The organism is Catenuloplanes sp. NPDC051500 (assembly GCF_044454585.1).
Lineage (GTDB): Bacteria > Actinomycetota > Actinomycetes > Mycobacteriales > Micromonosporaceae > Catenuloplanes.
Genome location: NZ_JBITDX010000001.1, coordinates 667230 through 690267, shown reverse-complemented (window position 1 = coordinate 690267; position 23038 = coordinate 667230). Strand labels below are relative to the sequence as shown.

Here is a 23038-nt window from a genome sequence, read left to right as displayed (position 1 = left end):
TCGACCCGATCGGCGGGCCCTGTCCGGTTCTGAGCGAAACGACAAACCCCCGCCGCCCGGAAATTTCGGGCGACGGGGGTGCGGTGCGTTGTCTCAGGAATCGCCGCCGGTCTCGCCGACCGGGGCCGCGTGCACGTCGTCGATCGCGTACTTGCGGGCCGCGTCCGCAGGTACACCGGCCGGTACCTTGCCGTCCAGCGCGAGCTGGCGCAGCGTCGCCACCGTGATCGACTCCGCGTCCACGTGGAAGTGGCGGCGCAGCGCGTGCCGGGTGTCCGACATGCCGAAACCGTCGGTGCCGAGCGAGGTGTACGACCCCGGGACCCAGCGCGAGATCAGGTCCGGCACCGCGCGCATGAAGTCGCTTACCGCCACGACCGGGCCCTCGACGCCGGCGAGCTTCTCCGCGATGTACGGCTTGCGCGGCGCGTCGCCCAGGTGCGTGAGGTTGTGCTCCTCGGCCTCGACCGCGTCGCGGCGCAGCTCGGTCCAGGAGGTCACCGACCACACGTCCGCGGCCACGCCCCAGTCCTGCGCCAGCAGCTGCTGCGCCTTGAGCGCCCAGCCCATGCCGGTGCCGGAGGCCAGGATCGCCGCCTTCGGGGCGTCGCCCTCCACCGCCGGGGCGGGAAGGTAGCGGTAGATGCCCTTGAGCAGGCCCTCCACGTCCAGGTCCGCCGGCTGGGCGGGCTGGAGGATCGGCTCGTTGTAGACGGTGAGGTAGTAGAAGATGTTCTCCTGCTTCTCGCCGTACATGCGGTGCAGGCCGTTCTCGACGATGTGCGCGATCTCGAACCCGAACGCCGGGTCGTACGCGACGACCGCCGGGTTCGTGGCCGCGAGCAGCAGCGAGTGACCGTCCTCGTGCTGCAGGCCCTCACCGTTGAGCGTGGTACGCCCCGCGGTGGCGCCGATCACGAAGCCGCGCGCCATCTGGTCCGCCGCGGCCCAGAAGCCGTCGCCGGTCCGCTGGAACCCGAACATCGAGTAGAAGATGTAGAGCGGGATCATCGGCTCGTCGTGCGTGGCGTAGGCCGAGCCCGCCGCAGTGAAGGACGCGACCGAGCCGGCCTCGTTGATCCCCTCGTGCAGGATCTGGCCGGTCGTCGCCTCCTTGTACGACAGGAACAGCTCCCGGTCCACAGACGTGTAGTTCTGGCCGTGCGGGGAGTAGATCTTCTTCGTCGGGAAGAGCGCGTCCAGGCCGAACGTGCGCGCCTCGTCCGGGATGATCGGCACCCAGCGCTTGCCGAACTCCTTGTCCTTCATCAGGTCCTTGAGGAGCCGGACGAAGGCCATCGTGGTGGCGACCTTCTGCTTGCCGGAGCCGCGCTTGAGATCGCCGAACACCTCGGTGGCCGGGATCGGCAGCTTCTTCGGCTCGGTGCGCCGCGACGGCAGGTAACCGCCGAGCGCCTTGCGCCGCTCCTGGAGGTACTGCATCTCCTCGGAGTCCTCGGCCGGCTTGAAGTACGGCGGGAGGTACGGGTTGTCCTCCAGCTGCTTGTCCGAGATGTCCAGGTAGAGGCGGTCGCGGAACGTTTTCAGGTCGTCAAGCGTGAGCTTCTTCATCTGGTGCGTCGCGTTGCGCGCCTCGAAGTGCGACCCGAGCGTCCAGCCCTTGATCGTCTTGGCGAGGATCACCGTCGGCTGCCCGGTGTGCTCGGTCGCCGCCTTGTAGGCCGCGTAGAGCTTGCGGTAGTCGTGACCGCCGCGCTTCAGGCCCCAGATCTCGTCGTCGGACAGACCCTCGACCATCTTGCGGGTACGCGGGTCGCGCCCGAAGAAGTTCTCCCGGACGTACAGACCGGACTCGGCCTTGTAGGTCTGGTAGTCACCATCGGGCGTGGTGTTCATCAGGTTGACGAGCGCGCCGTCGTTGTCCGCGGCGAGCAGCGGGTCCCACTCCCGGCCCCAGACGACCTTGATCACGTTCCACCCGGCGCCGCGGAAGAACGACTCCAGCTCCTGGATGACCTTGCCGTTGCCGCGCACCGGGCCGTCGAGGCGCTGCAGGTTGCAGTTGACCACAAAGGTGAGGTTGTCCAGCTCCTCGCGGGCGGCCAGGCCGATCGCGCCGAGCGACTCGACCTCGTCCATCTCACCGTCGCCGAGGAACGCCCAGACGTGCTGGTCGGACGTGTCCTTGATGCCGCGGTGCTGCAGGTAGCGGTTGAACCGGGCCTGGTAGATCGCGTTCATCGGGCCGAGGCCCATGGACACGGTCGGGAACTCCCAGAAGTTCGGCATGAGCCGCGGGTGCGGGTACGACGGCAGGCCGCCACCCCGGTGCGACAGCTCCTGGCGGAACCCGTCCAGGTTGTCCTCGGTCAGCCGGCCCTCCAGGTACGCGCGTGCGTACATGCCCGGGGAGGCGTGACCCTGGAAGTAGATGTGGTCACCGCCGCCCGGGTGGTCCTTGCCCCGGAAGAAGTGGTTCATGCCGACCTCGTAGAGGCTGGCGGAGGACGCGTACGTCGAGATGTGACCGCCGACGCCCACCTCGGGGCGCTGCGCGCGGTGCACGAGCATCGCGGCGTTCCACCGGATGTAGGCGCGGATCCGGCGCTCGATCATCTCGTCGCCGGGGAACCAGGGCTCCTGCTCCGGCGGGATCGTGTTGATGTAGTCGGTCGACGTCAGCGGCGGCACGCCGACCTGCCGCTCCCGGGCCCGCTCGAGCAGTCGAAGCATGACGTACCGCGCGCGCTTGGCGCCGGCCTCGTCGATCACTCCATCAAGCGACTCGACCCACTCGCTGGTTTCTTCGGGGTCGATGTCCGGAAGCTGGCTTGGTAGGCCATCGCTGATGACCGGGCGCTTGCGTTCCGTGGCCACGGGCATTCCTCAGGGTAGATGGAATCGGTCTATCTGTGGGATAAGTCTCTCTGGCCATCCTGCCTCGTGTGACGGGGGGCGTCACGCTTACCACCGCCAGACGCGATGCTTGCCACAGATACCGAACGGTAACTTCCGCTTAACGGCAGAGTCGGGCGGAGTGGGAGACTGCGGGCATGCGCACCGAGTTGATCACCATCCGCACCGGAGGCCAACCCGTCGTCGTGGACATCACTGATCAGGCCGCCCGTTTCGTCACAGGTCAGGGCGACGGTCTGCTCAACGTCTTTGTGCCGCACGCCACCGCGGGCATCGCCATCCTGGAGACCGGCGCCGGCTCGGACGACGACCTGCTGACCGCGCTCGACGACCTGCTGCCCACTGACAACCGCTGGCAGCACCGCCACGGCTCGCCCGGCCACGGCCGCGACCACGTCATGCCCGCGTTCATCCCGCCGCACGCCACCCTGCCGGTGCTGGACGGCCGGATCGCGCTCGGCACCTGGCAGTCGATCTGCCTGGTCGACCCGAACGGCGACAACCCGGAGCGCCAGGTCCGCTTCTCCTTCCTGCCGGGCTGAGCGCCGCCGGGCTGAGGTTCAGCCGGGTTGAGGTTCAGCCGGCCGTGGCCGTGGCCCTGGAACGCGGCAGCAGGAACGCGAGCGCCACCGCGACCGCCATCACCGCGCCGGCGGTCAGGAACACCGTGTCGATCGCCCCGACGAATGCGTGCAGCGCCACCAGCCGGTCCGCGGGCGGCAGCGCCCGGATCGCGGCGGGGTCGGTGGTGGGCGAGCCGGCCGCGAAGCGGTGCAGCAGGACCGTGCCGGAGAACGCGGCCCCGAGCGCGCCGCCCATCGTCTGGGCGAACCGGATCGCTGTGGTAGCCACGCCCAGGTGCCGGTCGCCGACCGCGTCCTGGGTGATCGTGATCAGCCCATGTCCGTGGCCGCGCCGCAGAGCACGGAGCCGAGCAGGAAGACGCCGACGGCCGCGAGCAGGACCCGCTTGGCGCCGAACGTGTCGCAGAGCTTGCCGTAGAGCGGCAGTGCGGCGGCGGACGCCAGCGCATACGCGCTGACCAGCTGGGGAAGGCGGTCGAGGAGCACACCGAGGACTCCGCACGGGCGGTCCGCGAGCGCCGCCCCGGCCAGTCCGCCCTGGACGCGCTTGCGGAGAACTATCTGCGCGCCCTCGCCGGCCGTGAGCCGCCGACCGGGCTGAACGACGCGCCGTCCGTGATCGCGGTGCAGCGGCTGATCCGGGAGACGCCCGCGCTGCTGCAGCGGCTGGCCGGCTTCTCCGCCCGCAACACCGGCGCGCTCGCCGAGGCGCTCGCGGAGGCGACCGGCGCCGCCCCCGACGACGTGCTGGCCCGCACGGCCGCGGCTCAGCTGAATGCGGTCGCCCACGAGCTGACCACCCGGAACGCGAACCGGATCGTGGCCGGGCAGAGCGCGGACGAGGCGTACCCGCTGGCCCTCGCGGAGGCAAATGCCGCCTACGGGATGCTGCGCGCCGGGCTCGGGGACTACGCACGCTAACTTTCATGGCATGAGCGATGCCCTGTTCACCGAGCTGGTGGACGCCACGATCGTCGGCGTCACCGTCTACCCGGATCGCGCCCGAATCACCCGCCGCGCCGCCGTGCGCCTGCCCGCCGGCGACCACACGGTCCCGCTCGGCCCGCTGCCGCAGACAATCGACCCCGGCTCGGTCCGGGTCGGCGGGCGTGGTGCCGCGACAGTGCTCGGCGTGGACGTGACCACCCGCCACCAGCCGCGCAGCACCGACCCGGAGGTGGCCGCGCTGGACGGGCGCCGGCAGGGGCTGGAGAACGCGCTCCGCGAGCTTGACGACGACCAGGAGATCGAGAAGGAGCGCACCGAGTTCCTGGCCGAGCTCGCCCGCCGGGCCGGCCGCAGCTACGCCAAAGCGCTTGCCGAGGGTACGGCCGAGGCCGGCGCGATCGTGTCGTTCGGCGACTCGCTTGCCGAGCAGCTGTCCGCGGGCAAGGCCCGGCAGCGGGAGGCGGAGCTGCGGCGCGAGCTGCTGCAGCAGGAGCTGGCCGCGGTCACCCGCGAGCTGGGCGCGCTCTACGCGAAGCAGGCGCCCGACCGGCTGGTGGCGATGGTCGCGCTTGAGGTGGCACACACCGGCGAGGTCGAGCTGGAGCTGTCCTACGTGGCGACCGGCGCGTCCTGGGAGTCCAGCTACGACGTGCGGCTGGACGAGCGCGGCGACACGCTCGTGCTCACCTGGTTCGGCCTGGTACGGCAGCAGACCGGCGAGGACTGGCCGGAGACCGACCTGCGGCTGTCCACCGCCCGCCCGGCGAGCCTGGTGGAGGTCCCGGAGCTGGACCCGTGGTTCCTGGACCGCTTCCGGCCGGTGCCGCCGCCCGCGCCCGCTCCCGTCTACGGCGCGATGATGATGGACTCCGGCCCGCCCGCCCCGGCCGCGGCGCCCCGGATGATGCGCGCCAAGGTCGCGGAGGCGGTCGCCACAGTCGAGCAGGGCGCCGCCGCGGCCACCTACCGCCCGTCCCGCCCGGTCGCGGTCCCGGCCGACGGCAGCGCGCACCGGGCCGTGGTGGCGTCGCTCGAGCTGCCCGCCCGGCTCGACTACGTGACCGCGCCGGTCCGGGACACCAGCGCGTACCTGCGGGCCACCGTGACGAACGTCAGCGAACACACGCTGCTGCCCGGCCTGGCCGCGGTGTTCCACGGCGGGGACTTCGTGGGGCGCACCGGCCTGAAGCCGTGGGCGCCGGGCGAGGAGCTGGAGCTGGCGCTCGGCGTCGACGACCGGGTCCGCGTCGAGCGTGAGCAGACCCGGCGGACCGCCACCAAGGCCGCGCTCTCCACCACCCGCCGGCGCGAGGCCGAGTACACGATCACGATCGGCAACCACACGCCGCGGGAGGCCAGGATCACCGTGCTGGACCAGCTGCCGGTCTCCCGCGACGAGGCGATCTCGGTCCGCGAGACCCGCCTCGACCCGGCCCCGGCCGAGCGGACCGAGCTGGGCGAGCTGACCTGGCGGCTGCGGGTGCCGGCCGGTGAGGTCCAGACGATCACGTTCGGTTTCCGGGCCGAGATCGGCAAGGGCGTCGACCTCGACGGATGGCGTGAGTGAACGGTCTCCTTCAGACCGTTCGAGTGGCCGAGGCTGGCGCGGGTCGGTAATGCTTTCGGGGTGACCACCCCTCAAGATCTCGATGAGCGGTTCCGGGAGGCGGTCGGCGCGCTGACCACGCCGGACGAGCGGCGGGACTCCGCCGACCCCGTCCGGGACGGCAGCGGGTTGACCGGCGCCCGGGCCCTCGAGCTCTTCGACGCCCAGCTCACCAGCCGCCACCTCGACCTGGCCTCGCGCTGGCTGCGCAGCTTCGGCGAGGGGTTCTACACGATCGGCTCGTCCGGGCACGAGGGCAACGCGGCGATCGCGGCCGCGGTCCGGCACACCGACCCCGCGCTGCTGCACTACCGCTCCGGCGGCTTTTACTGCGCCCGCGCGGTCCAGGCCGCCGGCGGCGCGTCCCCGCTCGACGACGGCCCCCGGCACGCGGCCGCGGAGCACGACGACAGCGCGCCCCTCGCCGAGGCCGCGCGGGACGTGCTTCGCGGCGTCATCGCGTCCAGCCAGGAGCCGATCGCGGGCGGCCGGCACAAGGTCTTCGGCAACGCGGCGCTGCACGTGGTCCCGACCACGTCCACTATCGCGTCCCACCTGCCCCGCGCGGTCGGCGCGGCCGTGGCGATCGAGCACGGGCGGCACCTGGCGTCCGTGGAGCGGCCCGGCCCGGCCCGCCCGCAGCCGGTCTCGCCCTGGCCCTCGGACGCGATTGTGGTCGCCTCGTTCGGCGATGCCTCGATCAACCACGCCAGCGCGCAGGCCGCGTTCAACACGGCCGGCTGGTCCGACCACTCCGGCGCCAAGGTGCCGCTGCTGCTTGTCTGCGAGGACAACGGGCTCGGCATCAGCGTGCCGTCGCCGGAGGGCTGGGTCGCCGCCCTGCTCTCGTCGAGGCCGGGCATCGAGTACTTCCACGCGGACGGGTGCGACCTGGCCGCCGCCTACGACGCCGCGGCCGAAGCAGCCGCCTATGTGCGCCGCGAGCGCCGTCCCGCGGTGCTGCACCTGGAGCTGGTCCGCCTGATGGGCCACGCGGGGGCGGACGCGGAGATCGCCTACCGGGAGGCGGCCGAGCTGACCGCGGACGCGGACCGCGACCCGCTGATCGCCACCGCGCGGCTGCTTGCCGAGGCCGGGCTGGCCGGTCCCGCCCAGCTGATCGGCCGGTACGACGAGATCGGCTGGCTGGTCCGCAAGGTCGCGGAGGAGGTGCTCGGCGAGTCCAAGCTCGCCACCGCGGCCGAGGTGATGGCGCCGATCGCACCGCGCCGGCCGGTCCGGGTGGCGCACGCGATCACCGAGGCGGCCTCGTTCGCCACCGGCCCCGGCGCCGCAGCCAGGGCGGCGATGCTGGACCGGCTGCCGGAGACACGCGGGCCGCTCACGCTCGCCCAGACCATCAACGCGACGCTTGCTGACGCGGCTCTCACGTACCCCGGCATGATCATTTTTGGGGAGGATGTCGCCGCCAAGGGCGGGGTCTACGGCGTGACCAAAGGGCTGGCCGACCGCTTCGGCGCGGACCGGGTGCTTGACACGCTGCTTGACGAGACGTCGATCCTCGGCCTCGGGCTCGGCGCCGGCCTGGCCGGGCTGCTCCCGGTCCCCGAGATCCAATACCTGGCCTACCTGCACAACGCGGAGGACCAGCTGCGCGGTGAGGCCGCCACCATGCAGTTCTTCAGCCGCGGCGCCTACCGGAACCCGATGGTCGTGCGAATAGCCGGCCTCGGCTACCAGGAGGGCTTCGGCGGGCACTTCCACAACGACAACTCGCTTGCGGTGCTCCGCGACATCCCGGGCCTCGTGGTGGCCGTGCCGGCCCGCGCGGAGGATGCGGCCCCGATGCTGCGCGCCTGCCTCGCGTCCGCGCAGACGGACGGCTCGGTCGTCGCAGTGGTCGAGCCGATCGCGCTCTACCACACCCGCGACCTCCACGCGGACGGTGACGGGGAGTGGCTGGCCCCCTACGCGGCCCCGGCCGGGTGGAACGCGGCGCACGTTCCGATCGGGCGCGCCCGCGTCTACCCCCTCGGCTCCGCGGAGGACCTGACGATCCTGACCTTCGGCAACGGGGTACGGATGTCGCTTCGCGTCGGCGCCCGGCTGGCCGCCGCCGGGTACGGCGTCCGGGTGGTCGACCTGCGCTGGCTGTCGCCACTCCCGGTCGCGGACATCATCCGGGAGTCCGCCGCGACCGGCCGGGTGCTGATCGTCGATGAGACACGCCGTTCCGGAGGCGTCGGCGAGGGCATTCTCGCCGCGCTCGTCGACGCCGGTTTCGTAGGCGCAGCACGGCGTGTCGCCTCCGTCGACTCGTTCATACCCCTCGGCCCGGCAGCCCGTCAGGTGCTCGTTTCCGAGGACTCCATCGCCCAAGGTGCCCAGGCTCTGCTCGCCCCGTGACACTATGTATCCCGATGAGCAGGCAAGGCATGAGTAACCAACCGGACGCAACAACTCACCGAAGGCTCGGTGCGCCACTTGCGTCCCGGCCGGTAACTGTGTGGACTACCGGTCATCGGAACAGCACTTCCGGGGGAGACCCCCGCGCCGCCACCGGGTGGCCGGGACTGAGCAGGAGACAAGGAGGCACTCAACAGTGAGCGCGACCGCTGGTCAGGCCGCCGACGGCGTACGGAGCCTGGCGGACCGGTTCGGCATCGAACCGGGCATGGTGGTCATGGAGATGGGGTACGACGAAGACGTCGACCACGATCTCCGCGACGCCCTGGCCGACCGTACAGGCAACGACCTGGTCGATGAGGACACCGACGAGGTCGTCGACGTGGCACTGGCCTGGTTCCGCGACGGAGACGGTGATCTGTTCGAGTTGCTCACCGACGCGCTCGCCCCGCTGGGCGACGCCGGTGTGGTGTGGCTCCTGACGCCGAAGGCGGGCAGGGACGGCCACGTGGAGCCGAGTGAGATCAGCGAATCGGCACCGACTGCGGGTCTGACCCAGACCTCGACGGTGAACGCGGGCAAGGACTGGACTGCGGCGCGGCTCGTCACGCCGCGCACCGTCCGCGCCAAGAAATAACAAGCTTGCCGGCCGCTCCCTCCCGGGCGGCCGGATGTTTCACCGTCGCGGCGGCACCGGGCCCGTGCCGTCGCGACGAGGCGTGCCCGGATTCTTTCCGCCCTGGGAGTCGTTGATCATGATTAAGGTGGGGGAGAGCGCCCCCGGCTTCCTGCTGCGCAACCAGAACAACCAGGAGGTAGCGCTCTCGTCCTTCCACGGCCGCCAGGCCGTCCTCCTGGTCTTCTACCCCCTGGCCTTCACCAACACCTGCCAGGGCGAGTTCCAGGAGCTCCAGGCCGGGCTGGCCGACTTCCAGAACGCCGCCGTGCAGGTGCTGACAATCAGCGTCGACTCGATCTTCAGCCACAAGGTCTGGGCAGACCGGGAGGGCTTCACCTTCCCCCTGCTCGCCGACTTCTGGCCGCACGGGGCGGTCGCCCACGCGTACGGCGTCCTCGACGAAGAGCGCGGCACCGCGGAACGCGGCACCTTCCTCATCGACCGTGACGGCATCGTCCGTTTCGCGGAACTCCAGGAGCGGTCCCGAGCCCGGGACCAGTCGGCGTGGCGGGCGGCGCTGGCCTCGCTCGGCTCCTGAGCCTTTCGCAAGGTAGGCTGACGCAAGTTTCGGGCGCATAGCTCAGCGGAAGAGCATCCGCCTTACAAGCGGAGGGTCGCTGGTTCGAACCCAGCTGCGCCCACGGTACCGGCTCCGGGGCAGAGCCCCGTCTTTTGGTGACGTCTCGTGCATCAGGTCGGATCGGTAGGCTCCGAGCTCGACGTAATCGGCGGGTCCACCCGTTCCGTGCTGCAGCTCACTCTCGGGCGCCCACGGGCCGTTAAGCACGTTGACTGGTCGCGCGGTATAGATCTATTCGAGGTCGAGTAGCTGGGCGATCAGGGTTGCTGCCGTGGGGGCGCCGGCTCTTTCTAGCGCGGTAATGGTTGACGCGTCAGTTGCGTTTTTGAGCGATGAGACTGCCGTGTGGTGGGCCACAAGCATGCGGGTTTCGTGCTCCACTATGAGGCGGCTGATCAACTGATCTGGGCTGAGTACCTCGAAGCCGAGACCTTCAGCGATTTGCGCAGGGAAATCCTTGGTGTTGGAGGTACACAGCACCGTTGCTTCGGCGGCGAGCGACGCGGCCAGGACATGCCGGTCGTCTTCGTCCGGGAGCGGTAGACCTTCCAGAACTCGCCAATGTTCCTCGGTGGGTTCCACCTCGGCGTACGGGAAGGCGTTGTTCATCGCGGCCGTTAGTCGCTGCGCGGCCGCGTGATCGAAGCCTGCAACATTCGCCATGAGATGCTCTGTGGCCTCGGCCAGGATCTGCGAACTCCATGCGACAGCAATGATCTCCTGATCGGCGGCGTAGAGCAGGAAGTCACGGAGGACTCGGGAGTAGAGGACATTCGCGTCGGCGAGAACGACCTGTATGAGATCTGAGTCATTCACTCGGTCAGTCCGAGTTCGTTCTGTACTGCGGCCAATTCGGCCATCGCGTCGCGGCGCCGTTCGCGTTCTGCCTCCAGGAAAGCCCTGATGGACGCGACGCGAATGCGGTGGTGACTGCCCACCTTGCGTGACTCCAGCAGGCCGCGGTCCATCAGCTTGCGGACCTGGGGCCGTGACATCGCCAGCAGCACGGCCGCTTCGGTGGGGCTGACCTCTGCGTTCGCCGGGGAGACGACGATTTCGTCGCCGTGTGCCCGTGCGTCGATCAACCGTGACACCAGTTCCGCTGTCTCGCGTGACAGTGCCACGTTTACTTCGCTGCCAGGCTCGGCCAGAGCGCGGTGCAAGGCGGCGGCATCTCGTATGAGCAGGTCCGTCACGTCTGCCTCCCTAACTGCTCCAACTGCTTTAACTGTTCCAACTGTATCGCTAGAGCGTAGGGGGTTGAAGCCGTCGCCGGCCTCAGTTCCTGACTCATGCTCATGTCGGCGCGGCAAGTACACGTCCGCGCGACTGCGGTGCCCGGCTGGCCGGCAATGAGGATCCGCCGGAAGCCCACCTTGAAGCTGACAGGATCGATACCCCCACGTACGCCTGTCGATCTGTAGTCTGCTCGCACATCGATGAGTGGGAGCAGACTGTGAGCGTGGAGACCGGTGGGCGGGGACGGATGCTGATGATCGGCGCCGCGGCGGTCGGGCTGGTCGCGTTCGTGGTGGTGGCGACCTTGATCGCGGATTGGGATGCGGTGCGGCTCGATCCGTCCGCCGAGCGGCACTTTCGGGCGGACTCGGGGATCCCGGCGGAGTATCAGGCGCTGATCGTCGAGGCGGGCACCGGCTGTCCGGAGGCCGCGCACGTCACGCCGCCGCTTGTCGCCTCGATCCTGAAGGCCAGCACCGACTTCGACCCGGACGTGAGTGATCCCGCCAAGCACGAGTACGGCATCGCCCGCTGGAAACAGGGCATGCTGCGGGAATACCTGCCGGCCGGTGAGCGCACCGAGTTGCCGCCCCTGCCGTTCACGCCGGAGGTGTCGATCGCGGCGGTCGGCGAGTTCCTCTGCCGGCATGCGTCCGAGCAGTGGGTGACGGGTAGTCCCCGTGGGCCGGAGATCGAGCTGGCCTTCGGGTTCCGCGCCACCATGGAGTACGGGCGGGACACGTTCGGCACCGAGGCCGGCTGGACCGGCGACGCGGCGTACCTCAGCCGGGTGGAGCAGGCGCTCGCCACGTACCGCCCGGAATAATCGGCTCGCCCGACGGCGCCGGCGCGATATTGTCGTACCCGTGCAGACTCTTCCGGGCATGACCACCGCGACCGCGCGAGCTCCCCGCTCGCCGGTCGCCGCTGCCTGAGCTTCTCTGCCTCCCGCGCGGCCGGAAACGGCCGCTGCCCTGACGCATCGCCCTTTCCGGCCCTCTTTGCACTTCCGGAAAGGGCGAAAACCCATGAAAACCGACCAGTTGGTACGAACGTTCGTCGACTTCTACCTGGAGCGCGGCCACCGGGAGATCATCGGCACCACGCTGATCCCGCCGCCTGGCGATCCGGTGCTGTTCACCACGTCGGGCATGCACCCACTCACCGCGAACATCGAGGGCCGGCCGCACCCGCTCGGCCGGCGGCTCGTCGACGTGCAGCGATGCCTGCGGACGACCGATCTGGACGAGGTCGGCGACGACACCCACCTGACCACGTTCGAGATGCTCGGGACCTGGTCGTTCGGGGACTACGACGGGCCGCAGAGCCTGCGCTGGGGCTATGAACTGCTTGTCGGGCGGCTCGGGCTCGACGTCCGCCGACTGCACGCGACAGTCCACCCGACCGACCTGCTCGCGCCGCCGATCTGGTCGGAGCTGGGCGTACCGGTCGAGCACACCGGGGAGAACTGGTGGTCGAACGGCCCCACCGGCCCGTGCGGCCCCGACTCGGAGATCTTCTACTGGAGCGGCGACGGCCCGCCGACCGGCACACCCACCACCGACGACCGCTGGGTGGAGATCTGGAACCACGTCACCATGCTGTACCGCCGCGGCGAGGACGGCGCACTCACCCCGCTCGAACAGCCGTCCGTCGACACCGGACTCGGCCTGGAACGCCTGGTCACCATCCTGCAGGGGGTGCAATCAGTGCACCACACGGACACGTTCCTGCCGTGGCGCCACCACGTTCCGGGACTGTGGCCGCTCGACGAGACCGACACGCGCGTGGTCTGCGATCACCTGCGCTCCGCGATCGTCGTGATCGGCGACGGGGTGCGACCATCGAACACCGGCCGGGGGTACGTCCTGCGCCGACTGCTCCGCCGCGTCCTCACCCTGCTCTGGCGCGACAAACCGGGCCGCACGCTCGCGGACCTGCCCGACGACCTGCTCAGCCACACGATCGACCATTTCCGGCTGCTGATCTCGCCCCCGGAGGTCCGGACCGTCCTCCTCGACGAGGAGCGCCGCTTCCGCGACCTGCTGATCCGAGGCCGCCAAATCGTCTCCCGCCGCCTCACCCGCTCCGGCCCTCTTACCGACGCCGACTTCCGCGACCTCCACGACACCCACGGCCTCCCCAGAGACCTGGTCGAAACCCTCCTCAACCCTTAGCGGGTACGCGGAAAGCCCGCACGCGTCCTTGGGGAGCGTGCGGGCGTCTCTTGCAAGGGATCGTCCCTAAGGCGCGGTCAGCACGATCGCAGTCGGAGTCGCGTTCTCCCGGGTGGCCTCGAAGACGACATCCCACTTGGTGTTGAAGGTCATCCCCGAGCAGATCTCGGTCGCGGCGGTGTTCAGTGTGACCGCGTCCGTCAGTAGAACCTCGACGTCGCCGGCCGTCTTGGCGATGACCGCGCTGGAGCTGGGTGTGTAGGACTTGAGGTTGAGCCAGCCGGCACAGGTGGCCTTGTCAGTCTCGACGATGCTGCCGATGTCTCCGGCGACCACCGTCTTCGGCGTCACAGAAATGATCTTGCCGTTAACCGTGCTTCCGCTCGGGGTCGTCACCTTGATGTTGACGTTAGCGTTCTCGCCCGGGAGCAGGCCGGTTGTGCCGGTGTCCAGCACGATCGAACCCGAGACGGTGAGCGGCTTGAACGTCTCGCCGTTGCCCGCCGCGTTCGCCGTGGTGGCGCGGTTGAACGCCGCCCAGGCGACGCCGCCGCCGATGGCGATGGCGACGACGGCACCGGCGGCCGCGACTGTGGTGGCGCGCTTGCGGTTCTTGGACATGCTGAAGCTCGCTTTCGTAAGCGTGAGAAATGGGGGTTTCGGCAGTGCGGGCTGCCGGATCCGCCTAGGCGGCGGGAGTCTGTGCCGGAACGTCCACCGTGGGCTCGACTGGCGGCGCCTCCGGGTCCGGAGGCGCCGTCGCAGTCTCGGGTGACGACCGCCGTCTCCGCGGCACCGTTGTGTCCGACGCTTGTGCCGGTGCTGCAGGCGAGGGTTCGGTGCCGGTTTGCACCCCTGCCGCCGGGGATGCCGAATCCGTCGCCGGCGGCGGGGTCGTCGTCCCGGCCGGGCTCACCGTGACCCTCGGCGTGCCCGTAGCCGGGACGACGGCAGCGCCGCCGGCCGATGGTGAGACACCCGCGCTCGCCGGGATGGACACGACCACGGCGGGAACCGTCGCGGTCGTCTCCTGTGTCCAGGTCTCGTCGGCCAGGGCCCGCCCGGTCACTGCGCCGACCGAGGCGATCGCGGAGGCGGCGACGAGGATCCCGGTGGCAATCGTGATTCGCTGCCGAGCGCGGTTGCGGTCGTTGGTCATGTCACCTCCCGAGGTGTGTTGGCGTCGGGGGCAACTCTGCCGGGTGGTGACGTACCGCAACATCGGGAACGCAGTTCGCGAAAGCGTGCTTAACGGGCTTTCAGGGCGACGGGTCGGCTTACCCCGTCGGTGGCGGTGGGTCGCGGAGCTGACAGCGGCTCCGGCGAGTCGTTACCGGGGCTGACCGGCCCACGCGATGTGGTGGCGGTGCAGCCAGTCCTGCTTGGCCTGCTGCCGCGCCGAGCTCATCGCCCGGAGGCCGATCGGCATCATCGCGTCGCGGAGCGCGCGGGTCGGGCGGGAGGTGAGCGCGGCGGCAGTCCTGTTCCACGGGGCGGTAGCCGCGCGGGTGGGGCTCTCCGCGATCGAGGCGAAGACTGCCGACCTGATAGACCGGCTCGGGCCGCTCACGGCGCGTCAGATCGCGGCGGAGGCGGGGCTCGCGCCGACGTCGGTCACCGGCCTGATCGACCGGCTGGAGCGCAAGGGCTTCGCGCGCCGCGTACCGAATCCGGCGGACGGGCGCGGCGTGCTTGTCGAGTTCGTCCCGGAGAGCCGGGCCGCGTTCATCCCCTACTTCATGGACGTCGTCGGGCGGCTCCAGCGCTGATGGCGGACTATTCGGACGCGGAACTGGTGGCGATCGCCGACGTCATGTCCCGTGCGGCGCGCGCCCAGCACCAGGTCACCGCGCAACTGCCGGACTGACAGAACACCAGCACGATCACAATCGATCTTCCCGCTCCCGCGGTGGCCCGGCCCGTTTGCTCCCGCGGGCAAACCGGAGCGCCGGGCTCCGCTGGCGCTCCGCACGTCGCTCCGGAGCCGGTTCCGCGGTGGTTGCGGAAGACCTCAGCGCAGCCAGGACCGCCCGGTCGGTGCCAGTCGCAGGTGCTCGGTCCGGCCCGGAGGCAGCGTGGCCGGGTCGAATGCGTCCCGGGTCAGCGCCGCGGCCACGTGCTCGCCGGTGCGCACCGGGAGCGCGGGATAGTCGTTCTCCTCGTCTGCCGAGACCAGCGTGAGCAGCGAAGACGGCACCTCGGGGACCGTGTCGAAGGGCGCGTCCGCGTATCGGACGGTCAGCCGCAGCACCGTGTCCGGTGAGGGCGCGCCGACGGGTGGGCGGGCGCCGGTGTCCGGGGTGAACGGCGTGACCGTGCGGAGCAGGAGCACGTCGTCCCAGGCGACCATGGTCCGGTTCGCGTCGCGGCGGTGCTTCGTCCACACCGGGCCGCCGTAGAACGCCTCAAGCGCGGCGCGCCGGGCCGCCATGCTCGCGAAACCCCGCAGCCAGACGAAACGGTCCGGGTCGTCGAGGTCGCGGAACTGGCCGAGCACCACCGCGCCGACCTCGTCCTGCGACTCCAGGAACTCGCGGTCGAAGAGCGAGATCAGGTCCTCCCGTGCGCCCGGGTGCAGGGCGTAGCGACGCAGCTCGATAAGCATGCCCGCACCCTACGGCCTTGCACCGACATTTTCATTCCAGATACGCTTGGCATCCGAATGCCAATAACATGTGGAGTACTTCGTGGAACTCGACCTGACCGTTCCTGAGCTGCTGGAAGATCCGATCGCCGGGTACGACCGGGCGCGCGAGGCCACGCCGGTGGTGCGGCTGAGTACGCCGCCGTTCGGCACGATGTGGGGCGTCACCCGCTACGCCGAGGCCCGCGCGATGCTCACCGACCCGCGCTTCGCACCGTCCGCCGAGAGCTTCCTGCGCGCGGCCGTGCCGGAGCACTGCCGCCCCTACATGCGCACCATGCAGGAGCGGGACGGGCCGGAGCACCGCCGGCTGCGCGGACTGGCCCGGCCCGCGTTCACGCCACGCAAGGCCGAGGAGCTGCGCCCGCGCATCGCCCCGCTGGTCGGCCGGCTCCTTGACGAGCTGCCAGGTGACGGCGCCGATCTGCTCACCCAGGTCGCCCAGCCGCTGCCGATGGAGGTCATCTGCGAGCTGGCCGGCGTACCGGAGGAGGAACGCGGCCGCTGGCGCGAGCACGGCGCCGTGATCCTCTCCGGCGACGGCCGCGCGCTGATGGCCCGGGTACCCGAGATGATCGAGGACGCGAAACGGGCGGTGACGAGCGGCGACGACGGCCTGATCGGCATGCTGGCCGCGGCGCGACCGGACCGGCTCACCCAGGAGGAACTGGTCACGCTGGTCTGGCACCTGATGCTGGCCGGCCAGGTGCCGGCGAACCTGATCGCCAACTCGGTCGCGACGCTGCTGTCCGAGCCCGGCCTGCTCGACCTGCTGCGCGCGGAGCCGGCGCTGCTCCCCGGTGCGGTCGAGGAACTCACCCGGTGGCAGCCGCCGCAGATGTTCACCATCCCGCGGTTCGCCGCCGAGGAGGCCGAGATCGGCGGCGTGCTCATTCCGAAGGGCGCGCCGGTCACGGCCGTGCTGCCGGCCGCGAGCCGGGACCCGCGCGTCTACACCGACCCGGAGCGGCTGGACCTGCGCCGGCTGGAGGCGCCGCATCTGGGGTACGGCCACGGCCCGCACTTCTGCCTCGGCGCGCCGCTGGCCCGGGTGCAGACAGAGGTGGCGCTTGCCGCGCTGCTCGACCGGTTCCCCCGCCTGAGCCTGGCGGTGGACCCGGCCGAGCTGCCCTGGGTGGCGGACCCGGCCACCCGGCGGCTGTCCTCGCTGCCTGTGGGTTTCTAGCGGTTACGCCGCTTGAACGTGCGGGCGTAGTCCTGGAAGCGGGCCTTCGCGATCACCGCGCGGTCGGGGGTGCGGAACACGATGCCCTCGGCCGCGAGCCCGCCGGACTCGTCAAGCGCCACGAGCGTGGCCGGCAGCCGGTCGGTGAGCAGCGCCTGCATCTTCTCCAGGTCGGTGGGCAGCTCCGCCGCGTCAAGCGTGAACAGCCGCGGCGTCAGTTCCACGCCGGCCTCCGCCGCGATCGCGTGCAGCGCGTCCTCGTCCGCCCAGGGCTGGCCGCCGCTCTCCCGCCATGCCGAGATCTCCTGCGGCGGCGCGGCGAGCAGGCCGGCGTAGCCGCTGATGAGCGCGGCGTCGAAGAGCCGCCAGCCGATCGCGCCGCGCGTGCTGTACTGCTTCGCGTGGCCGCCGATCTTGCCGCCGTAGAGCTCCAGGTAGAGCACGCGGATCAGGTCGCCGGTCACCGGGGGCAGCGCCTCGGCCAGCGGCTTGAGGTTCTCCACGATGCCCTGCGACGGGTTGCCGATCAGGTCGCCCCTGGCGTAGAGCAGCTCCTCGCGCGAGCCGAGCAGGTAGTCGCCGCCCGGGAGCTGGATGATCCGCGAGTTGGTGCCGTCGACCTTCTCGGTGGCCAGGACCGGGCCGGTGAACGGCACCGCGGTGTCGAGCAGGCCGCCGTTCTTCGGGTCGAGCTCGTGGTAGGTGGGGATCGACGGGTACTTGGTCAGAGAGTTCAGGGCTCGCAGGTCGGTGGTGCGAACGTCAAGGTTCATCGTCGATCCTCCTCGTAAAGATCGTGGTCGTCCCGGCAACGATCGCAAGTGGGTGCAATCCCGGCAAGCGAGAAAACGGGCCTCGGAAACACCCCGGAAACCGACGGATGATCGTACGCCAGGTAAAGTTTTGGGATCTTAGACGACGTTGATCCGTTCATCGGTACCGCGGCCACCGACCTGCCCCGGTCCGAGGGTCTGGCAGCAACCTGGTGGTGGCCGAAGCCGCAGGTCGGAAACACGCATCCCGGCGCCACCTCCCCGCTCGGCATGGTCTCCGCCTGTGCCTACTCCGGCGCCTATCCCACGGGGTACGGCACCTACGCCAAGAACACCGAGGGCGTGCCGGAGCAGATGTTCGACCGGATGCAGGCGTCCGGCTTCACGCACTTCCAGCAGTCCGGCACCGGCGCGATCCGCAAGTACTACAACTACGTGCGCGTCACGCCGATGGTCCAGCCGCTTGACGATCTGGGGCAGGCCTGGCCGCTGCACGACGAGACGGCCGAGCCCGGCTTCTACGCGGCCACGCTCGACACCGGCATCCGCTCCGAGATCACGGTCGGCGACAAGGTCGCTGTGCACAGGTACACGTTCCCCAGGCACAGCAGCGCGCGCGTCGTGATCGACATGTCCTGCGGCGGCCTCGCGATCGAGCTCGGCCGCACCGTACCGCTGCGCGCCCAGGTGGAGAGCCTCGGCCAGGGCCAGGCGCAGGGCACGGTCTGGATGGAGGGCGTGCCGCTCTCCGTCTTCATGCAGATCGACACGCCGCGCTGGCGCCAGATGCTCTGGTACGACCGCCGCCTGATCAACGGTGGCACCCGGCTTGACTTCGACAGCATCCGGAACACCACGCTGCGCCCGTTCGGCATGCTCTTCATGGGCCCGACGCTTGCCGGCCAGACCGTCGAGATCCGGATGGGCTTCTCGCTGCGCGGCCACGAGCAGGCCCGGCGCAACCTGGAGAAGGAGTGCGGCACGGACACGTCCGCGTTCGACCTGGTGCGCTCGCGGACCCGCGCGCGCTGGGGCGACCACCTGGACCGGGTGCAGGTCGAGGGCGGCACGCCTGCCCGCCGCACGGTGCTCGCCACCTCGCTCTACCACTCGCTGATCAAGCCGTGCTTCGGTGACGACGAGTCCCCGTTCTGGCCGGACTCCGGGCCGTACGCGTTCGACGTCTGCACGATGTGGGACATCTACAAGACCCAGCTGCCGCTGCTCTCCGCGATCGCGCCGGACCGGGCCACCGACCTGCTCGAGTCGCTGATCCGGGTGTGCGAGGAGGAGGGCAACTTCCCGATCGGGTACCGGATGGCGCGCGGCGCGGACCGGTTCTTCCGGCAGGGCAGCGCGCTCGCGCACACCGCGCTTGCGGACGCGCACGCGCTCGGCCGTGAGGGCCTGGACTGGAACTGGGCGCTTGTGCACATGGTCGACGACCTGCGCCGGATGTACGGCGAGGACTTCTGGGAGCACGGCGTCGTGCACCCGATCAGTCACACGCTTGATCTGTCCTACGCGCACTACGCGACCGCGAAGGTGGCCCGTGCGCTCAACGACCGCCGTCTCGCCGAGGATCTTGAGGAGCGCAGCCGCGGGTGGCGCAATGCGTTCGACCCGGAGACCGGTCTGCTGCGTGACTCGGAATTTTACGAAGGTGGAAAGTGGAATTATTCTTTCCGACTTCTGCACGACATGCGGGCGCGCATCGCACTCGCGGGTGGTGACGAGGCCTTCACCCGCATCCTCGACCAATTTTTCGGGTTCGGAGCGGACCCGGTCACCCAACCGGGACGTGCCCCCAAACCGTCCGAGATGGCCGCCGGATATGCGCTGAACCGGTTCGAGGGATTGAACAATGAGCCGGATATGGAAGCGCCCTGGGCGTACCACTACGCCGGCCGCCCGGACCGTACCGCCGAGGTGGTGAACGCGGCTCTGACCTGGCAGTTCGGCACCGGGCGGGGCGGTCTTCCGGGCAATGACGACTCCGGTGGCCTGAGTTCCTGGTACATCTGGGCGTCGCTTGGCCTTTTCCCGGTCGCGGGTCAGAATCTTTTTCTGATCAATTCGCCCGCGTTCCGGAGTGCGATGATCCGCACCGGCGAGGGCGAGTTCGTCATTGAGACCAGTGGACACCGCGACTCACCGATCGGGGTGGATGGTATTGATCGGACACCGCCGGTCCAGTACGTTCAGGCCGCCACCCTCAACGGCAGGCCCCTGGAAGCCACGCACCTGAGTGCCGCGGACATTCACCGCGGCGGAAGGCTGCAGCTCACCCTGGGTCCGGAGCCGTCCTCGTGGGGGCGCGGGATCCGTCCGCCGTCCCTGTCAGACTCGGCGGCAGCACCTTAAAGGGAAAGACCATGAAATACCCCCGCCGCCGCCTCGTGATCGTGGTCCGGGCCGATCCGGTGATCTGCGGCCATTCGGGCGAAGCGCGTAACCTCGCCGAGGTCGCGCTGACCCGTGGGTTCGACGACGTGCGCCTGCTGACCTGGACGATCCCCACGCTTCAAGCGGCCGGGCTGCCGCTTAAGCCGCTGGACCGGCTGTTGCCGTACAGCGACGGCATCACCGTCGAGCGCCCCGAGCCGGTCGGCGACTACCGCGTGCCGGACGGCCGCCACCTGGCCGGTCTCACCGGCCGGCTTGTCGAGCTGCTCGCGGAGCCGGTGCCGACCACGGTCCTGTCCATGTACACCGTGCCGCACACGCAGGTGGTCAACGACGCGGTCAACGCGGCCCGGGCGGCCGGCTTCGCGCCGGACGTCTACACGATCGCGAAGGCGGTCGGGTCCGACGTCACGAACGTGATCCGCAACTGCCTGCGCGAGGACCGGTTCGGCGCGGCCACCGTGCTGTTCACCCAGTTCCTGGCCAGCGACGAGGTGGTCGCCGTCTCCGATTACACGCGGGACGAGATCATCGCCTCGGCCGAGGAGGTCGACGCGAAGGTCGGGACGCGGTTCGCGGAGGAGTGCCGTCGCCGTGTGACGGTCAGCTACCCGCCGATCGACGCGTCCGCCTACCTCGACCTGGACCCGGCCGCGGTCGACGCCGCGCTGGCCCGGCGTGGCCTGGAGCGGGACGGCTACGTGCTGTTCCTGTCCCGGGTGGCGCGGGCCAAGGGCATCTACGACCTCGTCATGGCGTACGGCCAGATGGAGTGCCGGGACCGGGTGAAGCTGGTGATAGCGGGTAACGGCCCGGCGCTCGAGCACATCCAGGCGATGGCCAAGGAGGACGAGAACATCATCTTCCTGACCGATGTGGACGACGACGAGAAGCCGCTGCTGATGAACGGTTGCGCGGCGTACGCGCTGCCGACCAAGCCGGAGCCGGACTTCGTCGAGACGTTCGGCATCGCGCTGTCCGAGAAGGGCCTGGCCGGTGGCGGCCCGATCATCACGGCGCTTACCGGCGGCACCGGCGAGGCGGTCGGTGACGCCGCCGTCATCATCGAGGCCGGCGACGTGGCGGGCATCGCCGCGGCCGTCGACCGGGTGGTGCTGCAGATGTCCGCCGAGGAGCGTCGTGACCTGGAAATCCGCGCCCGGGCCCACGCGATGACGTTCGACCGCGGCCGGGTCTTCGACGACCTGTTCCCGGAGAAGCCGTCGATCGTGGCCGCCTGACCGAGCCCGTCGCTCGCGCCGCCTGACCGGGTTTTGGATCTAGGCCTGGCCTCCGCTGAACCGCCGGCCCGCGGGAGCGTGCGGGCCGGACCACCGCGTGAGCGGGACCATGAATTGTGAAAAGCCGCGCCGCCGGACCCTTGCGGGGAATCCGGCGGCGCGGTTTCGGGGGTGCGTTGGTCTGGCGGTGAGGCTTAGAAGCCGCCGACCGTGACGCCGTAGGCGTTGAGCGCCTCGACGACCGGCTGGAAGTAGGTCACGCCACCGCTGGAGCAGTTACCCGAGCCGCCCGAGGTCAGGCCGTAGGCGACCGAGCCGCGGTACAGCGGGCCACCGGAGTCGCCCGGCTCGGCGCAGACCGTGGTCCGGATCATGCCGGTGACCGAGCCCTGCGAGTAGTTGACAGTGGTGTTGAGCGCGGTCACCGAGCCGGTACGGGTACCGGTGGTGCTGCCGCGGCGGGTGACCGCGGTGCCGACGGCCGGGGTGGCCGCGGAGGAGATCGTCTGGCTGCCGACCGCGCTCGGGTGCGCGATGGACGTGTTGGTGTACCGGACGATGCCGTAGTCGTTGCCCGGGAAGCTGGTGCCGGACCGGGTGCCGAGCGTGGTGGAGCCGTTGGTCCAGGTGGCGCCCGCATTGGTGCAGTGGCCGGCGGTCACGAAGTAGTACGTGGAGCCGGACCGGGCGTTGAAGCCGAGCGAGCAGCGGCTGCTGCTGGTGTAGATCGCGTCGCCACCGGTGATGGTGGGGGTGAGAGCGCCGGTGTACTCGAGGCGCGCGGCCGAGCCGGCCTTGTCGACAGTGGCCTTGAGCACGGCCACCTGGGCCGGCGTGACCGACGGGTCGACGGAGACGACGACCTGGTTCGCGATGGTGTCGGTCGCCCAGGCCGTGCCGGCGTAGGGCGTCTTGTTCAGGTCCGCGATCACGGCGTCGAGCTTCGCGTTGCTGTAGGTGACGGTCTTGGCGACCGCGCCCTCGGCCCGGACCGCGCGGGCGGCCGTGGCGTCCGTGACGGTGATGACCATGCGGCCGGTGGCCGCGTCGAGGTAGGTGCCGGCGGTGCGGTCGGCGCCGAGGTCGGCGGCGAGCGTGGTCGCCTTGTCCGCGTGCGCCTCGGTGAGGAGCGTCGGGGCGGCCTGGGCGTTGGTGGGGGCGATCAGGGCACCGACGATGACGGCGGGCGCGGCGAGGATGGTCGCTGAGCGCCGGATCGAGGAGCTTGTGGATCTCACGTGGTCCTCCGTGGGGGGTACGGATCGGCAGCGGACATTCCACTCATTAGGGGAGAGTTACCGCCCCAGATGTGGAAAGACTTCCATCGGTCAATGCCCCTCACAAGGCCTATTTCCTGCATGAGGTACTACGCGGTATGGGGCACCTGAGCTGCTTAAACGGCCCGGAACGCATTGATCCGGGCCGTTTGTCATGAAGGGTGCAAGGGAAAACCCTTAGGGAATGTTCACCCCGTAGACCGCGAGCACCTCGTCCACCGGCTGGAAATAGGTGGTACCGCCGCCGGGGTGAGCAGCGCGGCGGTAGCGACCGCCGGCAGGGTGAGGGCGGGCAGGGCTCGCCGGGTGAGCGTCACGTAGAGCCTCAAAAGATCGACATTCTCCGATGTCTAGGTGCTTCCGAGGCTTGCCCAAAAGTCGCGAGATTGACAACTGCGGCCATCTATCCGAAAACGCTGCCGTCCTGCGTGTGCCTATAATTCAACAGTCGATG

21 protein-coding genes and 1 tRNA gene are annotated in these 23038 nt (G+C 70.0%); 13 read left to right on the top strand and 9 right to left on the bottom strand.

The annotated features are described in order from the left end of the window. Positions 1 to 93: 93 nt before the first annotated feature. Positions 94 to 2838 (bottom strand): pyruvate dehydrogenase (acetyl-transferring), homodimeric type, encoded by a 2745-nt coding sequence (gene aceE, locus ACIA8K_RS02925; RefSeq protein ID WP_396054250.1) that lies wholly within the window; start codon positions 2836 to 2838, stop codon positions 94 to 96. 176 nt (positions 2839 to 3014) lie between these two features. Here aceE and ACIA8K_RS02920 point away from each other — a divergent pair, with 176 nt between their 5' ends. After that, positions 3015 to 3419 carry a YjbQ family protein gene (locus ACIA8K_RS02920; protein WP_396054248.1) on the top strand — a complete coding sequence of 135 codons (405 nt, stop codon included), beginning with the start codon at positions 3015 to 3017 and terminating at the stop codon, positions 3417 to 3419. 34 nt (positions 3420 to 3453) lie between these two features. Here the strand turns inward: ACIA8K_RS02920 and ACIA8K_RS02915 are convergent, their stop codons facing one another. Both ACIA8K_RS02915 and ACIA8K_RS02910 read right to left on the bottom strand, forming a co-directional pair. Then, positions 3454 to 3729, bottom strand: coding sequence for a hypothetical protein (locus tag ACIA8K_RS02915; protein WP_396054246.1), 276 nt, complete (start codon positions 3727 to 3729; stop codon positions 3454 to 3456). A gap of 41 nt (positions 3730 to 3770) precedes the next feature. Then, entirely contained in the window at positions 3771 to 3947 is a 177-nt protein-coding gene (locus tag ACIA8K_RS02910; protein ID WP_396054244.1) for a hypothetical protein, read from the bottom strand. 129 nt (positions 3948 to 4076) lie between these two features. Here ACIA8K_RS02910 and ACIA8K_RS02905 point away from each other — a divergent pair, with 129 nt between their 5' ends. The 6 genes from ACIA8K_RS02905 (at position 4077) to ACIA8K_RS02880 (ending at position 9702) form a co-directional block, all read left to right on the top strand. Beyond that, complete coding sequence (locus ACIA8K_RS02905) at positions 4077 to 4382, top strand: hypothetical protein (protein ID WP_396054242.1); 306 nt, start codon at positions 4077 to 4079, stop codon at positions 4380 to 4382. Positions 4383 to 4392: 10 nt separating this feature from the next. Continuing rightward, entirely contained in the window at positions 4393 to 5976 is a 1584-nt protein-coding gene (locus ACIA8K_RS02900; protein ID WP_396054240.1) for a mucoidy inhibitor MuiA family protein, read from the top strand. A 60-nt stretch (positions 5977 to 6036) separates the two neighbouring features. Beyond that, positions 6037 to 8382, top strand: coding sequence for a thiamine pyrophosphate-dependent enzyme (locus ACIA8K_RS02895; RefSeq protein WP_396054238.1), 2346 nt, complete (start codon positions 6037 to 6039; stop codon positions 8380 to 8382). A gap of 196 nt (positions 8383 to 8578) precedes the next feature. Continuing rightward, positions 8579 to 9019: a DUF3052 domain-containing protein gene (locus tag ACIA8K_RS02890; protein ID WP_396054236.1), complete on the top strand. Its 441-nt coding sequence runs from the start codon at positions 8579 to 8581 to the stop codon at positions 9017 to 9019. A gap of 115 nt (positions 9020 to 9134) precedes the next feature. Continuing rightward, entirely contained in the window at positions 9135 to 9599 is a 465-nt protein-coding gene (locus tag ACIA8K_RS02885; RefSeq protein WP_396054504.1) for a peroxiredoxin, read from the top strand. A gap of 31 nt (positions 9600 to 9630) precedes the next feature. Beyond that, a tRNA-Val gene (locus ACIA8K_RS02880) sits at positions 9631 to 9702 on the top strand. A gap of 170 nt (positions 9703 to 9872) precedes the next feature. Here ACIA8K_RS02880 and ACIA8K_RS02875 read toward each other — a convergent pair. Together ACIA8K_RS02875 and ACIA8K_RS02870 are read right to left on the bottom strand one after the other, a co-directional pair. Then, complete coding sequence (locus ACIA8K_RS02875; protein ID WP_396054234.1) at positions 9873 to 10457, bottom strand: PIN domain-containing protein; 585 nt, start codon at positions 10455 to 10457, stop codon at positions 9873 to 9875. Further along, positions 10454 to 10837 carry a helix-turn-helix domain-containing protein gene (locus tag ACIA8K_RS02870; protein ID WP_396054232.1) on the bottom strand — a complete coding sequence of 128 codons (384 nt, stop codon included), beginning with the start codon at positions 10835 to 10837 and terminating at the stop codon, positions 10454 to 10456. Before ACIA8K_RS02870 ends, ACIA8K_RS02875 begins: the two co-directional genes overlap by 4 nt. A gap of 260 nt (positions 10838 to 11097) precedes the next feature. On the opposite strand from ACIA8K_RS02870, the gene ACIA8K_RS02865 reads away from it, so the two are divergent. Both ACIA8K_RS02865 and ACIA8K_RS02860 read left to right on the top strand, forming a co-directional pair. Then, positions 11098 to 11706, top strand: a complete 609-nt coding sequence (locus ACIA8K_RS02865; protein WP_396054230.1) for a hypothetical protein — start codon at positions 11098 to 11100, stop codon at positions 11704 to 11706. A gap of 202 nt (positions 11707 to 11908) precedes the next feature. Further along, positions 11909 to 13057 carry an alanine--tRNA ligase-related protein gene (locus ACIA8K_RS02860; protein WP_396054228.1) on the top strand — a complete coding sequence of 383 codons (1149 nt, stop codon included), beginning with the start codon at positions 11909 to 11911 and terminating at the stop codon, positions 13055 to 13057. A 66-nt stretch (positions 13058 to 13123) separates the two neighbouring features. Here the strand turns inward: ACIA8K_RS02860 and ACIA8K_RS02855 are convergent, their stop codons facing one another. Continuing rightward, entirely contained in the window at positions 13124 to 13678 is a 555-nt protein-coding gene (locus ACIA8K_RS02855; protein ID WP_396054226.1) for a hypothetical protein, read from the bottom strand. 842 nt (positions 13679 to 14520) lie between these two features. Here ACIA8K_RS02855 and ACIA8K_RS02850 point away from each other — a divergent pair. After that, the gene (locus ACIA8K_RS02850) at positions 14521 to 14826 is read left to right on the top strand and encodes a MarR family winged helix-turn-helix transcriptional regulator (RefSeq protein ID WP_396054224.1); all 306 of its coding nucleotides are present in this window, start codon (positions 14521 to 14523) and stop codon (positions 14824 to 14826) included. A gap of 242 nt (positions 14827 to 15068) precedes the next feature. Here the strand turns inward: ACIA8K_RS02850 and ACIA8K_RS02845 are convergent, their stop codons facing one another. Beyond that, complete coding sequence (locus tag ACIA8K_RS02845; protein WP_396054222.1) at positions 15069 to 15662, bottom strand: NIPSNAP family protein; 594 nt, start codon at positions 15660 to 15662, stop codon at positions 15069 to 15071. 82 nt (positions 15663 to 15744) lie between these two features. Between ACIA8K_RS02845 and ACIA8K_RS02840 the strand changes: the two genes are divergently transcribed. Then, complete coding sequence (locus ACIA8K_RS02840) at positions 15745 to 16887, top strand: cytochrome P450 (RefSeq protein WP_396054220.1); 1143 nt, start codon at positions 15745 to 15747, stop codon at positions 16885 to 16887. Here ACIA8K_RS02840 and ACIA8K_RS02835 read toward each other — a convergent pair. Beyond that, a complete protein-coding gene (locus tag ACIA8K_RS02835) occupies positions 16884 to 17660 on the bottom strand; it encodes an RNA ligase family protein (RefSeq protein ID WP_396054218.1) in 777 nt (258 codons plus the stop codon). The two genes, ACIA8K_RS02840 and ACIA8K_RS02835, sit on opposite strands and share 4 nt — an antisense overlap. A gap of 135 nt (positions 17661 to 17795) precedes the next feature. Between ACIA8K_RS02835 and ACIA8K_RS02830 the strand changes: the two genes are divergently transcribed. Continuing rightward, a complete protein-coding gene (locus tag ACIA8K_RS02830) occupies positions 17796 to 20024 on the top strand; it encodes a glycoside hydrolase domain-containing protein (protein ID WP_396054502.1) in 2229 nt (742 codons plus the stop codon). 11 nt (positions 20025 to 20035) lie between these two features. Further along, positions 20036 to 21307 (top strand): glycosyltransferase, encoded by a 1272-nt coding sequence (locus tag ACIA8K_RS02825; protein ID WP_396054216.1) that lies wholly within the window; start codon positions 20036 to 20038, stop codon positions 21305 to 21307. Between the two features lie 194 nt (positions 21308 to 21501). Here ACIA8K_RS02825 and ACIA8K_RS02820 read toward each other — a convergent pair whose 3' ends face one another. Then, complete coding sequence (locus ACIA8K_RS02820) at positions 21502 to 22545, bottom strand: S1 family peptidase (protein ID WP_396054214.1); 1044 nt, start codon at positions 22543 to 22545, stop codon at positions 21502 to 21504. Positions 22546 to 23038 lie beyond the last annotated feature (493 nt).

Bases quoted from the DNA above. Each gene is read 5' to 3' on its own strand.
- ACIA8K_RS02860 (WP_396054228.1), top strand. From the start codon at position 11,909: ATGAAAACCGACCAGTTGGTACGAACGTTCGTCGACTTCTACCTGGAG.
- ACIA8K_RS02900 (WP_396054240.1), top strand. From the start codon at position 4,393: ATGAGCGATGCCCTGTTCACCGAGCTGGTGGACGCCACGATCGTCGGC.
- ACIA8K_RS02855 (WP_396054226.1), bottom strand. From the start codon at position 13,678: ATGTCCAAGAACCGCAAGCGCGCCACCACAGTCGCGGCCGCCGGTGCC.
- ACIA8K_RS02835 (WP_396054218.1), bottom strand. From the start codon at position 17,660: ATGAACCTTGACGTTCGCACCACCGACCTGCGAGCCCTGAACTCTCTG.
- ACIA8K_RS02920 (WP_396054248.1), top strand. From the start codon at position 3,015: ATGCGCACCGAGTTGATCACCATCCGCACCGGAGGCCAACCCGTCGTC.
- ACIA8K_RS02845 (WP_396054222.1), bottom strand. From the start codon at position 15,662: ATGCTTATCGAGCTGCGTCGCTACGCCCTGCACCCGGGCGCACGGGAG.
- ACIA8K_RS02825 (WP_396054216.1), top strand. From the start codon at position 20,036: ATGAAATACCCCCGCCGCCGCCTCGTGATCGTGGTCCGGGCCGATCCG.